14 protein-coding genes are annotated in these 13,763 nt (G+C 66.5%); 12 read left to right on the forward strand and 2 right to left on the reverse strand.

What is annotated here, in order from left to right:
* The first annotated feature begins 48 nt into the window (after positions 1 to 48).
* The gene (locus BKA03_RS05205; RefSeq protein WP_062075905.1) at positions 49 to 273 is read left to right on the forward strand and encodes a hypothetical protein; all 225 of its coding nucleotides are present in this window, start codon (positions 49 to 51) and stop codon (positions 271 to 273) included.
* Positions 274 to 450: 177 nt separating this feature from the next.
* Here BKA03_RS05205 and rpmB read toward each other — a convergent pair whose 3' ends face one another.
* A complete protein-coding gene (gene rpmB / locus BKA03_RS05210) occupies positions 451 to 642 on the reverse strand; it encodes a 50S ribosomal protein L28 (protein WP_062075906.1) in 192 nt (63 codons plus the stop codon).
* 155 nt (positions 643 to 797) lie between these two features.
* Here rpmB and BKA03_RS05215 point away from each other — a divergent pair, with 155 nt between their 5' ends.
* The 11 genes from BKA03_RS05215 (at position 798) to BKA03_RS05265 (ending at position 12,153) form a co-directional block, all read left to right on the forward strand.
* A complete protein-coding gene (locus BKA03_RS05215) occupies positions 798 to 2,387 on the forward strand; it encodes a DAK2 domain-containing protein (protein WP_062075907.1) in 1,590 nt (529 codons plus the stop codon).
* A complete protein-coding gene (locus tag BKA03_RS05220; protein ID WP_062075908.1) occupies positions 2,384 to 4,648 on the forward strand; it encodes an ATP-dependent DNA helicase RecG in 2,265 nt (754 codons plus the stop codon). The genes BKA03_RS05215 and BKA03_RS05220 overlap by 4 nt, the downstream gene beginning before the upstream one ends.
* 240 nt (positions 4,649 to 4,888) lie before the next feature.
* The gene (locus tag BKA03_RS05225) at positions 4,889 to 6,058 is read left to right on the forward strand and encodes an EAL domain-containing protein (protein ID WP_062075909.1); all 1,170 of its coding nucleotides are present in this window, start codon (positions 4,889 to 4,891) and stop codon (positions 6,056 to 6,058) included.
* Between the two features lie 342 nt (positions 6,059 to 6,400).
* Positions 6,401 to 7,696: an EAL domain-containing protein gene (locus BKA03_RS05230; RefSeq protein WP_179397710.1), complete on the forward strand. Its 1,296-nt coding sequence runs from the start codon at positions 6,401 to 6,403 to the stop codon at positions 7,694 to 7,696.
* Positions 7,697 to 7,768: 72 nt separating this feature from the next.
* Complete coding sequence (gene rsmD, locus BKA03_RS05235; RefSeq protein WP_062075911.1) at positions 7,769 to 8,320, forward strand: 16S rRNA (guanine(966)-N(2))-methyltransferase RsmD; 552 nt, start codon at positions 7,769 to 7,771, stop codon at positions 8,318 to 8,320.
* 10 nt (positions 8,321 to 8,330) lie between these two features.
* Positions 8,331 to 8,813 carry a pantetheine-phosphate adenylyltransferase gene (coaD, locus tag BKA03_RS05240; RefSeq protein WP_062075912.1) on the forward strand — a complete coding sequence of 161 codons (483 nt, stop codon included), beginning with the start codon at positions 8,331 to 8,333 and terminating at the stop codon, positions 8,811 to 8,813.
* Positions 8,814 to 8,958: 145 nt separating this feature from the next.
* Positions 8,959 to 9,540, forward strand: coding sequence for a YceD family protein (locus BKA03_RS05245; RefSeq protein ID WP_083971962.1), 582 nt, complete (start codon positions 8,959 to 8,961; stop codon positions 9,538 to 9,540).
* A gap of 2 nt (positions 9,541 to 9,542) precedes the next feature.
* Positions 9,543 to 9,737: a 50S ribosomal protein L32 gene (rpmF, locus tag BKA03_RS05250; protein ID WP_062075914.1), complete on the forward strand. Its 195-nt coding sequence runs from the start codon at positions 9,543 to 9,545 to the stop codon at positions 9,735 to 9,737.
* Positions 9,738 to 9,838: 101 nt separating this feature from the next.
* Positions 9,839 to 10,474 carry a ribonuclease III gene (gene rnc / locus BKA03_RS05255; RefSeq protein ID WP_238579469.1) on the forward strand — a complete coding sequence of 212 codons (636 nt, stop codon included), beginning with the start codon at positions 9,839 to 9,841 and terminating at the stop codon, positions 10,472 to 10,474.
* 15 nt (positions 10,475 to 10,489) lie between these two features.
* Positions 10,490 to 11,416, forward strand: coding sequence for a bifunctional DNA-formamidopyrimidine glycosylase/DNA-(apurinic or apyrimidinic site) lyase (gene mutM, locus BKA03_RS05260; RefSeq protein ID WP_062075915.1), 927 nt, complete (start codon positions 10,490 to 10,492; stop codon positions 11,414 to 11,416).
* Between the two features lie 119 nt (positions 11,417 to 11,535).
* Positions 11,536 to 12,153 (forward strand): response regulator, encoded by a 618-nt coding sequence (locus tag BKA03_RS05265; RefSeq protein ID WP_062075916.1) that lies wholly within the window; start codon positions 11,536 to 11,538, stop codon positions 12,151 to 12,153.
* Here the strand turns inward: BKA03_RS05265 and BKA03_RS05270 are convergent.
* Positions 12,150 to 13,745, reverse strand: a complete 1,596-nt coding sequence (locus BKA03_RS05270) for a GAF domain-containing sensor histidine kinase (protein ID WP_062075917.1) — start codon at positions 13,743 to 13,745, stop codon at positions 12,150 to 12,152. The genes BKA03_RS05265 and BKA03_RS05270 overlap by 4 nt on opposite strands.
* Positions 13,746 to 13,763 lie beyond the last annotated feature (18 nt).

Here is a 13,763-nt window from a genome sequence, read left to right on the forward strand (position 1 = left end):
TGTTGTTCCTGCTCGGTGGACTTCGAAACGTCCTGATTGACTCGTGACATGGAAATCGCAGCCGCGGATATTGCGAGGGCGAGTGCCCTGGTGAGTGATCTTGCGCGCCTGGATCCGTCGGAATTGTCGGATAGCGACCTGATGGAGGCGCTCGACGCTCTGGCGAGGGTCAGTCGGTGGGCTGCTGCGTTGGAGGCGCATCTTGCGGCGGAGATTGCCCGACAACCGGCCGCGCTTGGCACGGCGACGAAGCAGCGCAGAACCAACGGCTGACTGCCGGGCCACACGATGGGACTCGTACGCGCCGGGACGGTACGGGACGCGGTGGGAGGGGCGCTAGGGCTGTTCCCGAGCCCGCCCAGCATCGGCCCTCGAAAGCACAAACGGACGCCCTCCCGAAGGAAGACGCCCGTGAGGCGGGGGACTCGGTCGATGCCGAGTCCGAAAGACTTACGCGTGCCTGGTGACCTTGCCGGCCTTGAGGCACGAGGTGCACACGTTGAGGCGCTTGGGAGTGCCGGCAACCACCGCGCGGACGCGCTGGATGTTCGGGTTCCAGCGTCGCGACGTGCGGCGGTGCGAGTGCGAGATTGAGTTACCGAAAGACGGGTGCTTGCCGCAAACGTCGCAGTTGGCTGCCACGATAGATCTCCTTGAGTTGATGCGCGCGTTACCTTGAGGGGTCGCGCCACGATTCCTGTCCGCGTCCGGACAACCGCATTAGGGTATCTGACTAGAACCAAGAATGCCAATCAGGCGAGCGCCGCACGGGTGTACGCCGCGAACACAGGAGACTCATGGCCGACGCCGAATCGCGAGACCTGCGGCGCTGGCTCGCTTCCGGCGCTCAGGCCGTGAAACGTGCGAGGAAGCGGCTCGACGCGATCAACGTCTTCCCGGTGCCCGATGCTGACACCGGTACCAATATGTACCTCACGCTCCAAGAGGGCAACAGGGCGGTGGCCAAGTTGCCGCAGACGGCAAGTCACCGTGAGGTCGTGGCTGCCTTCGCTCGTGGGGCTTTGGTGGGAGCGCGCGGCAATTCCGGGGTCATCGTGTCGCAATACCTGAGTGCCTTTCTCACCGCCATCGATAGCGCTGGAGGCCTGACCGATGCCAAGCCGGCGGCCATCGCGTCGGCGCTTCAAAGTGCCGCCGACGCCGCCTACGCCGCCGTCGGTGCTCCCGTCGAGGGCACGATGCTGTCCGTGGCCCAAGCGGCGTCGCTCGGTGCGGCGGACGCGGCTGCGGCCAAGGGCGGACGCAACGACGTGATCGTGGCGGCGGTCGTCGCCGCTCGTTCGGCACTGCGCGCCACGCTCGATGACCTTCCCGCGGCTCGCAAGGCGGGAGTGGTCGATGCGGGGGCGGCCGGTCTGGTGTTACAGCTCGAGATGCTGGCCGAGACGCTTGCCGGCTCAGGCGCGCTCGCGGGGATCGCCTATGTCGAGTGGGAACTCGCCTCGACAGGGGCTGGCGTGGTCGCCGTTCCCGTCCACCACGAGCAGTTGGACGTCGGCGGCGCGTATGAAGTGATGTTCGTAGCGAGGCTTGAGGATCGTTCCCCCGGCGCTAAGGATGAGCAGAGGCGGCCAGTCAAGGGCTCACCGCGCGGCAGCGCACTCACTGAACTCACGGCCGCTCTGGCCGACTTGGGCGACTCGGTCGCCGTCACTGGGGCCCACGGACTGGTTAACGCCCACGTTCACACGAACCGGCCAGACGACGCCGTCACGGCGGGCATCGAGCGGAACGCCAGGCAAATCCTGGTCAGCTCCCTCTCGTTGGGCGATGCCCGTGAAGGCTCGCGCGACCACGACAGGGCCGCGACGGGCGTCGTCGCGCTCACATCGAGCCCGGGTCTTGCGGCCCCGCTCGCGGACGCTGGAGCGATCGTGCTGGTGGTCCCCGATCCGGCACGCCTCAAGAGGCGAGAATTGCGTAGGGCCGTGCGCGACGCGACCGGAAGGGGTGTCGTGATCGCGGCGGGGAACCCGCAACTTCGTGCCGCCGCAGTCGGACTCGCCAATCATCGGTCGGGGGTGGGAGTGACGGTGTTGCCCGCCGAGCACGAGGCTCAAGTGATTGCGGCCGTCGCGGCCGGCGCGACCGTGACGCCTGGAGAGCCACTCGAGGCGGTGATGAGATCTGCCGTGGCGCGATGCGACGTCGCGTCGTCAACATCCGCCACGCTTGTCGATGACGTTGCCCGGCTCCTGCGCGCCGATGTCGAGGTGATCACCCTCGTTCTTGGCAACGATGCCCCTCCCGGGGTTCTCGACGTTGTCAGGCGACGCGCAGCGACCGTGTGCCCCTCGGCGGATATCGCTATTTACCAGGGGGGACATGGAAGTCCTGACGTCCTGATCGGCGTCGAGAGGTCATGACTGGTGCGCTTGGTCAGTCGCTGGCCAAAGTTCTAGGGACCCGCACCTCGGGCGCCCTTCACAAGTTGGGACTCGAGACCGTCGAGGACCTCGTGAGGCACTATCCGCGTCGCCACTCGGCTCCGGGCGAGTTGACGGACATGGCCGCGTTGCGGGACGGCGAGCATGTCACGGTCATGGCCGAGGTCCGCACCGCAACGATTCGGCAAATGCGCTCCCGGGGAGGCGCGATGCTCGAGGTCCTCGTGACCGACGGCCGCCAAAGCCTCTCCCTGACGTTTTTCGCAAAGCGCGCCGGGGTGCTCCGCATGCACGAGGACAAGCTCCGCCCCGGCAGGGTGGGCCTGTTCACGGGGACCGTCGGTTCTTACAAGGGCAAGCGTCAGCTGGTGCACCCCGACTACCTGATCGTGGGAGTCGATGCCGCAGACGCCGACGAGGCGACGATCGAGGCCTCGCGCCCCATTCCGATCTACCCCGCGGCTGCAGCGGTTCCCACGTGGCGCATCGGGCGCTCCGTCCGCACCGTGCTCGACCCGCTCACCGAGGCCGACGTTCCAGATCCGATCCCGGAATCCCTGCGGCTGGCTCACGGGTTGCCCACGCTTCTTGAGGCGCTGAGGGGCGTTCACGTTCCCACCGACCAAGCCGCGATTGACGCCGCAACGCATCGCCTTCGCTACGAAGAGGCGCTCGTGCTGCAGACCGCCCTTGCTCGTCGCAGGGCGGACAGGCAGTCCCATGCGGCGACATCGCGGGTGGGGGTGGCCGGACGGCTGCTCGATGCCTTCGACACGCGACTGCCCTTCCCCCTCACCGCGGGCCAGTTGCGAGTGGGGGAGGAGATCGCCGTCGACCTCGCTCGCGAGACCCCGATGTTGCGGTTGCTCCAGGGTGATGTGGGCGCTGGAAAGACGATCGTGGCGCTCAGGGCGATGCTCAGGGTGGTCGACGCTGGCGGCCAGGCCGCGCTCCTCGCGCCCACGGAGGTGCTTGCCGCACAGCACGAGCGCACGCTGCGGGACCTCCTTGGCCCGCTCGCACAAGGCGGGATGCTGGGTGGCGCCGATGTCGCGACGAGGGTCACGCTGCTCACCGGCTCGCAGGGGTCGCTTGCACGCAGGAAGGCGCTCGGCGAGGCCGCATCGGGCGGTGCCGGAATCGTCGTCGGCACCCACGCGCTGCTGAGCGAGACCGTCCAGTTTGCCGAGCTGGGGCTCGTCGTAGTCGACGAGCAGCACCGCTTTGGTGTGGAGCAGCGCGATGCCCTGAGGACTCGCGGTGAGCGGGTGCCGCACACCCTCGTGATGACCGCGACGCCGATTCCCCGCACGGTCGCGATGACCGTCTTTGGGGACCTCGAGACGTCCCAACTCACCGAGAGGCCCGCGGGAAGGGCCGACACGGTCACCCACGTGGTGCCCGCCGACAACGCGGCGTGGATGACGCGGATCTGGGACAGGGTCCGCGAGGAGGTTGACGCAGGGGGGCGGGCGTACGTCGTGTGCCCGCGCATCGACGGCGACGTTCCCGAGGACGACGCGGGCGACGACCCTGCCAGCGACGACCCTGCCAGCGACGACCCTGCGTCGGGCGAGGAGCCCGCTCCCGACGTGGCGGACACCCTGGGTGCAAAGCCGACCAAGCGCCCACTGGAGGCCGTCTCCGAGGTCGCCGAGCGCCTTCGTGGCCTGCCCGCGCTCGCCGGAATTGCCGTCGGCGTGATGCACGGCAGGCTGAGCGGGGACGAAAAGGATGCCGCGATGGAGGCCTTCGCTCACGGCCGCACGCCGGTGCTCGTATCCACCACCGTGATCGAGGTGGGTGTCGACGTGCCCGAGGCGACCGTCATGGTGGTCCTCGATGCCGAGCACTTTGGATTGTCGCAACTGCACCAACTCAGGGGACGCGTGGGGCGCAGCACCAAGCCTGGCTTGTGCCTGCTCGTGAGCCACGCCGAGGACGGAACCCTGTCTTACGAGAGGCTCACCGCGGTGGCCGAAACGAGCGATGGCTTCGCCCTTGCCGAGAAGGACCTGGAGTTGCGTCGCGAGGGCGACGTGCTCGGTGCCGCCCAATCGGGAGGGCGCAACTCGCTGAGGCTGCTGCGCGTGGTGCGCGATGCGGACCTCCTCGCGGTGGCCCGAGACGATGCGCGGTCGCTGATCGATTCCGACCCCACCTTGGCCTCCTCGCCCGCGCTCGCGGACGCCATCGCGATGTGGCTCGGCGAGCGCGAGGAATTCCTCGAGAGAACGTAATCCGCCTCGGCAGAAAGCGCGCCACATCTCGCGTCGACCGGCCGAAACGCTTGTCGTACTTACTCACAACGCTCAAGTGCCGTTCGATAGAAACAGTATGGACGGTTGCCGCGGCGTGCTTAGCGGGGCTCGGTGCAGCATGGCTGCGCTTGCCCCACACGAGGTCCTTCCCGCACTCTTGCGTGTCACTCAGGAACGCAAGGGATCGCTTTGACGGCCCTGCGAAGGAACCTCCTTGCCGTGGCGGCGCTACCAGGCGCGTCTCGCAGGGGAGTCGACCTTGCACGGATGGGCAACAAGGGCGCCCGCTTTGGACTGGCGGTGAGTTGCGGAATCATCCTGGTGCTCATCGCTCTCGCGAGCTTGGCCGTCCTCGTCACTGGGGGGGTGCCCAACCCGTTGGCGCACCTGTACTACATTCCGATTCTCTACGCAGCCGCGCGTCACGGTTGGAAGGGCGGCCTGTCGGCAGCGATCGCGTCGGGCCTGGTTGTCGGAGTTTGGATGCCCGCGCCCAAGACCGCGACGGGAAATGAGAACGTCCTCGACTGGGGTGTGCGCCTTGCGCTCTTTGTGGTGGTTGCCTTGGTCGCCTCGTGGCTGGCACACCAGCGTCCCCAGCCTCTGGAACTGCTCATTCGTGACATGGTGCTCGGTCGGGGACTGAGGGCGGCTGTAAGGCATCGGCGGCTTCGAGTCCACTATCAACCGTTGGTCGACCTTGCCGACGGCCGCGTCATCGGCGTCGAGGCGCTGTGTCGCTGGAACGATAGCCGCCAACGGCCCGTGGCTCCGGACGTTTTCATTCCGGCCGCCGAACGCACCGGCGCCATCTCGATGGTGGGCCGCGAGGTGCTGCGCATCGCGACCGAGCAGTCCGAGCAGTGGGCGAACGACCACGGCGACGGCATGACGATGAGCGTCAATGTTTCGCCCTTGGAACTGAGCCACCCGGACTTTCTCGACGGTCTGAAGGCCCTCGTGGGTGAAGCCAAGCTACGTCGCTACACCTTGTGTGTTGAGATCACGGAAACCGCGATCATTTCGGATCCACATGGGGCCCTGGTGACGCTGAGCGCCCTGCGAGAAATGGGAGCGCTGATCGCTCTGGACGACTTCGGCACAGGCCACTCGTCCTTGGCATATCTGGCGGGTCTTCCCATCGACATCATCAAGATCGACCAGTCATTCGTCGCCACCGTCGACACCGACCCGACTTCTCGTGCGCTCGTGAACGCGGTGGTGCGCATCGCGTCTGCGCTTGGCGCGACGACCATCGCCGAGGGCATCGAGAGGCCAAGCCAATTGCGCGTGCTCAAGGAACTCGGTTGTGACATCGGCCAGGGCTACTTCCTCGGTCGCCCGGCCGAGGCCGCCGACGTCAATTGGGCTGTCCGCACCTTGGCATGACCCTGCTGGTGCCGCGCGCCGCCCGTGTCGCCCGTGTCGCCAGAGTTCGGGTTGATGCACCAGAACGTGTGGGCGAGGCGGTCGACGGCGACTCGGGGTTTGTTGCCACTCCGCAACATATTGACATGGTATGAAACGCGAGTCACTATGAGTGGATTGGCTATTGCTCAGGGAATTGGCCCTGTTCGATAACAAATGGGATTTTGTTAGTCCAAGACTCCACAACATAGGGAGACCCCTTCGGGGGCCGTTTTTGCTCAAGGGGGCCCCGCGCCACGCGTGTCGCTTCGACTACAGATCTCCAGCACCCTTCGATCGGCACATCATGGATAGCCTCACACCGTGGCCGAACCGGCACATAGAGCCCAAAGTCGCTCTCCACACGCCGGGGGCAAGAACGTGTCTGGCGCGAGCCACCAGGCACCTTACGGGCCCATCGTGACCGTGCTCCGCAGGCTCGTTCGCGCCCGCGGGTCAGCACCGGGCGCGTGGCTTGACGGGACGGAAGCGACCGACGCGGGCCGCAGTTGGGCACGGGCTGGATTCGCGGCGAGCGTCATCCTCGTCCTCGTTGCAACGGGCCTGGTGACCGCAGCCGTGGCGGCTGCGGGTGGGGCGCCGAACCCTCTCACTCAGCTCCTCTACGTCCCCATCCTGTATGTCGCGGTGAGGCACGGCCGCCTTGGGGCCCTCGTCATGGCCGTGGTTGCGGGACTGGCCGTGGGCCCGTGGATGCCCTCGTCGAACGCGCCGTCTGGCCACCAGGGGTTCCGAGATTGGGGTTTGCGCCTCCTCGTGTTCGTCCTAGTGGGGTTTGTGACGGCATGGCTCGCGAGCCAAATTTCGAGGCCGTTCGCCGTGATTGCGCGCGACGCCTGGTTGGGGCAGGCGCTCAGGGCGGCGGTCAGGCAACGTCGCATCCGCGTGCACTACCAACCGTTCATTGACCTGACTGACGGTCGGGTTCTTGGGGTCGAGGCGCTGTGTCGCTGGAAGAGCCTCCGCGGAAGACCCATGGCTCCCGACGTCTTTATCCCCGCGGCCGAACACACCGGCGCCATCGCGGCCGTGAGCCGCGCTGTCTTCCGGCAGTCCGCTGCGCAGTTCGGCGAGTGGGCGACCCAGCACGGCGCGGGGCTCACGATGAGCATCAACGTCTCGGCCGTCGAGCTGTGCAAGCCCGCGTTCCTCGTCGACCTCACCCGACTGGCCGCTGGCGCCGCCGAGAGTGGCTATCGGCTCTGCATCGAAGTGACAGAGACGGCGATCATCGCTCGCACCGACGAGGCCCTCCTGGTGCTCAGCGCGGCACGCGAGATGGGCGTCCTCGTCGCGCTCGACGACTTTGGTACCGGCGAATCGTCGCTCGCGTATCTCGGGGGTTTTCCCATCGACATTGTCAAGATCGACCTTTCATTCGTGGCCGCAGTGGATGTCGACGAGACGGCCCACGCGATCGTGAGCGCGATCGTGAGCATGGCCTCGTCGCTCGGAGCCGCGACCATCGCCGAGGGAGTTGAGCGGCCCGGACAATTGCGGGCATTGCGTGACCTTGGGTGCGACATCGGTCAGGGTTACTACCTTGGCAGGCCCGCTGCGGCGGCAGGCGTCGATTGGACCAGGCGCACGCTCGCATGACGCGACCGCGCCGCGCGGGCCGCCAACCCGCGGCAGCGGGTCAGCGCGCACCCGGGCTCTACGCTTAGCGCTATGACGCGCATCATCGCTGGAGAGTTCGGGGGGCGAAAGCTTGCCGTGCCCAAGGTCGGCACGCGGCCGACCACCGACAGGGTGAGGGAGGCAATCTTCTCGAGGCTCGACCACGCCGACGCGCTTCGCGGCTCTCATGTGCTCGACCTGTATGCGGGTTCTGGCGCCTTGGGCCTCGAGTCGCTCAGCAGGGGTGCGGCCGAGGCGACGTTCGTCGAGTCCGCGACACCCGCCGTGCGCATCGTGGAGGGCAACATCAAGGAACTCGGCCTGGGGACGCGCGCCGCGGTGGTGCGAGAGCACGTGCTGCCGTTCCTTGAGCGCACCACCAAGACGTTTACCCTCGCGTTCCTCGATCCGCCGTATGACATCGCGGACGGCGACCTAGTTGCCGCCTTGGCGGCCCTCGCTCCGCGACTCGACCCGGGCGTTCCCGTCGTTCTCGAGGTCTCGACCCGCAAGCGCCTGCCCGAATGGCCGCGGGGCCTGCAGCTGATGCAGTCCAAGGCATACGGCGAGACGACGGTGCACTTCGCCGAGCGAGTGCGCTAGGTTGCGGTTTATGGCCACCGTTGTCTTTCCGGGTTCCTTCGATCCATTCACCCTGGGTCATGTCGATATCGCCGTGCGGGCGCGTCAGCTCTTCGACACGGTGATCATCGCCGTCGCCCACAACTCGCAGAAGGCGCCGCTGCTCGACCTTGGGGTGCGGGTGGAGCTCGCGCAATCGGCCATCGGCCACGTCGAGGGCATCGAGGTTGCGGTCGTGGATGGCCTGCTCGTCGACTTCTGTGAGGCGCGCGGAGCGGTCGCGATCGTCAAGGGGCTTCGGGGAGGAGCCGACTACGACGTCGAGCGACCGATGGCGCTCATGAACCGTTCCCTCACCGGCATCGAGACCGTCTTCATTACGGGAGACAGCGCCCTTTCCCACATCGCGTCGTCCCTTGTGCGCGACGTCGCCCGTCACGGTGGCGACGTGTCCGCATACGTTCCGCCAGGGGTCGAGAGCGCGGTTCTCGCGGCGCTGCGCGTGCGGAAGTAGGCTGGCTGGGGGCCAGACGGCACGATGCCTTGCGCATCGGCGGCCGACAACAGCGCCACGGCTTGAGTTCACCGCGGTTTATCCCGTAGGATGGTCCGCTGGCCCGCCGATCAAAACTGGGCCGAGGTCCCCGGACCGTCAAGACATGGAGGAGCGTGTGGCACACACTCCGTTCAACGCATCGCCGTTCCGCATTTCTCTGCGGGACATCGTGCGTCGTCCTGGTACTCATCGCGAGTACGACCATGACTTTGCGATTCCGGAGCGCCTCGGCACTGAATTGATTGGGGTTCCACAGGGTTCGAACGCCTCGTTGCACGTGCAGTGCGAGGTGGTCACCGATGGGATCTGGGTCAACGGCACCTTCACCGCGGTTGCGGAGGGGGAGTGCGGTCGCTGTTTGGAGGACATCTCGCTTGATGTTGAGGTGCCTTTGCAGGGACTGTTCCTCTACCCCGATGCGGGCTACAGTGCGGGTGACGTGCAGGAAGACGTCTACGATTTCGATGGCGATAGCCTCGATCTCGAAGGTGTTGTGACGGACGCGGTGGTGACCACGCTCCCGTTCACTCCTTTGTGCGATCCGGATTGTCCGGGACTGTGCGATCAATGTGGCGTGAGGCTTGCAGACAATGCGGGTCACGCGCATGAGATACTCGACCCTCGTTGGTCGTTACTAGCAAGTGTGAAGGACGACCTCGTGCCGTCCGACAAGGAAGAGAGTTAGCCGTGGCCGTTCCTAAGCGCAAGATGTCGCGCAGCAACACCCGCTCGCGTCGTTCGCAGTGGAAGACGACCGCTGCCGACCTCACGACGTGCCCCACCTGCAAGGCTGACAAGTTGCAGCACGTGGCATGCCCGACCTGTGGTGCCTACAACGGCCGTCAGTTCGCGGCAGCGGTGCGCACCGAGCGCGAGGCCTAAGCGGCCTTCTCGCCTCTTGTGAGCCGCACCTCGTGAGCGCGCCGGGCATCGACGCCGTTGCGGTCCTTACGGGCCGCCTTGGTGTTGCAGTCGACCCAGAAATGCTGGTGCTTGCGCTCACTCACCGCTCTTTCGCGTACGAAAACGGTGGGCTGCCAACGAACGAGCGCCTCGAGTTTCTTGGCGACTCCGTTCTTGGGATCGTGGTCACGGATCGTCTCTATCGCGACCATCCCGATCTCGCCGAGGGCGACCTCGCCAAGATGCGAGCGTCTTGCGTCTCGCAGCGCGCTCTCGCGATCGTTGCTCGGGACCTGGGCCTTGGCGCGTACGTCTTGCTTGGCAAGGGCGAGATCTCGACGGGAGGCTCCGACAAGGACTCGATCCTTTGCGACACTCTCGAGGCCCTCTTCGGCGCGATCTACCTCGCCCACGGCGTCGACGTGGCGACCGAGGTCATCCTCAAGCTCGTGGGCCCCTCGCTCGTACGCTCCGCGACTCTCGGCGACGCGCTCGACTGGAAGACGTCGCTTCAAGAGGTGTGCTCGTCCCTTGGCTTCTCGCCGCCCGTCTACGAGGTGGACGGCATCGGCCCCGACCACGCGCGCGTCTTCACCGCGACCGTCGTGGTGGATGGCATCGCGCGCGGCATCGGAACGGGCTCGGCCAAGAAGGTGGCCGAGCAAGAGGCCGCCGAGGCGGCGCACGCGGCACTCTCCGCACTCGCGGCGCCCTAGCAACGGAACGGGCCATTGCCTGAACTTCCCGAGGTAGAGACGGTGCGAGCTGGCCTTGAGCCCCTCGTGACCGGCGCCATGATCCAAGCCGTGACCGTCTACAGGGACTCGTGTGTGCGCCTTCACGGCGGAGGAGCGCCCGAGTTCTCGTTGGCACTCGCCGACGCACGTGTGGAGGCCGTGGTGAGACGAGGGAAGTTCCTGTGGCTGTTGCTCGATGATTGCGAGGGTCCCCCCGTGAACGCCCTCAGCGCCCATCTGGGGATGTCGGGGCAATTCCGCTCCTTCGAGGGCGAACCGCCCGCTCCGCATTCGCACTGCAGGGCGCGCCTGACGCTCTCCACACCGCGCGGCCCACTGACGCTCGACTTTCTCGATCAACGCACTTTTGGGTACCTCCACGTCGAGCCCCTGGTGCCCACCGCCGACGGCCTACCAGGAGGTCAGGGAAGCCCGGCGCCCTTGCTCCCGCGCAGCGTGGCGCACATCGCGCGGGATGCCCTCGATCCGGTCGCGGACGACGCGCTCGCCGAGGCCGCCCTGCGCAAGGGCACTCGAGCGATCAAGAACGTCCTTCTCGACCAGCGGGCCGTCAGCGGCATCGGCAATATCTACGCGGATGAGGCGTTGTGGCTGGCGGCCATCCATCCGTTGCGCACGGCAGAATCTCTCACTCGTGCGGAGGCCTCGCGCCTCCTCGCGTCGGCGCGGGAGGTGATGTCGCGGGCGCTCGCTCAAGGCGGCACGAGCTTCGATGCGCTCTACGTCAATGTCAATGGCGAGTCCGGCTACTTTTCGAGGGATCTCGCCGCGTACGGCCGTGGCGGGGAGCCGTGCTCGCGGTGCGGAACGCTGATCATCAAGGCCACGATTGGCGGTCGCTCGAGCCATTGGTGCCCGCGGTGTCAGTGGGTCGAAAATCCCGGGCCGGACCGGGACTAGGACCACCGGACGTGCGACCTACTCGTCAACTCCAGAAGGCCCGCTAACCCGCGCAACACGTCATGGGACCCGGGACCTTGGCCCTGAGCAAGGCCGGGACCTCGGGTTAGCCTATTGCCATGAATAACGTCAGAGTTTTGGTGCTGGATGACCACGAGGTAGTACGCCGCGGCATCTGCGACATCCTTGACCGTGCCGATGGCATCGAGGTTGTCGCCGAGGCAGGCACCGTCGCGCAGGCAGTGCGTCGCGCCGATGCCGTGCGCCCCGACGTCGTTCTCTCCGACCTTCGCCTCCCCGACGGCACCGGACTCGAGCTCATCGCTCACGTGCGCCGGACGCTGCCCGATGCCCACATCGTCGTGCTTACGAGCTACGACGACGACGAGGCACGCTCCGCCGCTCGCACCGCGGGCGCCGACATGTTCCTTCCCAAGACCGCCGGCTCCCAGCAGGTCGTCGAGGCCGTTCGTTTGGCCGCGACCGGCAAGGAACACGGTCAGCACATTCGCGTGCGTGACGACGAAGTCCTTGGCAGGCTGACTCCCATGGAGCGCCGCGTCGTCGAACTCGTCGGCCAGGGCCTTGCCAACCGTGAGATCGGCGACGAGCTCGGCATCGCCGAAAAGACCGTCAAGAACCACGTCACGAGTGTTCTGTCCAAGATGGGACTCCAGCGCCGCACGCAGGTCGTCGCATGGGCCACCCGCCGCCACGCGGCATCCTTCCGCGGCTAGGTCGCTGCGGCCACGTTCCATACCGCGCGGGTACCTGGCCGTTCCGCGTCCTCGTTGATGGGCTCGAGCGAGAAGGATCCCCTTCGCCGGAGCGCCCTATTGGCGAGGTTCGACGTTCCGGAGTGACGCGAGAACGCGCCCGAAGGGCCGATGCCGTCGTCCATGATCGTGACAGAGAGCCTGCCGTCCTTGGCAGAGATAGACAGCGAGGCCGACGTCGCGTCCGCGTGACGCGCGGTGTTTGACAGCGACTCCCTCACGACCGCGATGATGTCGTCCGAGAGCGTCGGGTCCTGTTCCACTGCGGCGGATGCCGCCGCCCAGTCGTCCACCGTGAGCGATGCGACAAACCCGAGCGACTCTTGAGCGAGCACGAGTTCGCGCCGCACCCTCTCGCCCAGCGGTTCGGACGTCCGATCTCCCTGGAGCTGACCCATCACGCCGCGCACCTCGCGTTGAGCGCGCTTGACGTGTTCGAGGGTGGCGAGCAGGCGGTCGCGTTCCGCCGGAGGAACGTCATCGGAGATCGTCTCGATTTGCATCGCGGTCGCAAACAGCTCTTGAGACACGAAGTCATGAAGGTCGTCGGCGATGCGTTCGCGCTCCTCAAGCAGGTTGGACACGTTGCGCACGTGCGCGAGCTCCGCGAATTGCAGAGCCAGCGCGGCCTGGTTCGAAAAGCGCTGGGCCGTCGCGAGGTCGTGGTCGTCAAAGTTGCGATTCGCCTTTTCCCTCCACAGCATCAGCAGGCCAAGGGTGCGCGCGCCCGCGAGCAACGGCGCATAAAGCGTCGGGCCGAATCCGCGCACGGGCTCCAGGATGGTGGTCCCTGGAGGCTGATTCGAGATGGTTCCCGTGCCAGCCCTGATGACCGACATCGCGAACCCGTCGGAAGGCAGGACGAGGCCCAGTAGTTCCTCCGCGTTGGTGCCGTCGGTGAACTCCATGATCCATTCGTCGCCGAGACCGGGGAGGACGAGCGCCGCGGCGGCGGCACCGGAAAGATCCCGAGCCGACGCGACGATGCGGGCGATGGCGGTCTCATCTCCTGGATTGGCGAGCAGGGCGGTGGTGATCGCCTGGGACGCGGCCAACCAATTCTCGCGTTCGAGAGACTCCTCGAAGAGCTGCGCGTTGTCGATGGCTACGGATACGGCGGCGGCGAGGGCGGCCACGGTTTCCTCGTCAACCTTGGTGAAGCCGCCCGGCTTGGACGCAAGGTACAGGTTGCCAAACGCCGCGCCGCGCGCGCGGAGAGCACAGCCCAGGAACGACCCCATTTTCGGGTGCCCCTTTGGCAGCCCGCTGAAGGCGGGGTGCTCGGTGAGCTCATCGATTACCAGCGCGCCCTCGAAGGGGATCTGCGAGAGGGTTCCCACGGCGTTGGGTCCCCTCCCCAGCATCTTCATGATGGCCGGGTCGACGCCTCGGTAGTGGAAGTCGATCGAAATGCCGTTGTCGTCGAGCACATTGATCGCCGCCATGGGCGCACCGGTGGTCTCCATGGCGGCGTCGAGCATCTTGTTGATCACCGACGGCAGGTCGAGCTGGCGATTGAGAGCGAGGATCGCCTCTGTCACTTTGTCGGACATGGGTCCATCCCTTCCGCC

This window comes from Demequina lutea, assembly GCF_013409005.1.
GTDB classification, from domain to species: Bacteria; Actinomycetota; Actinomycetes; order Actinomycetales; family Demequinaceae; genus Demequina; species Demequina lutea.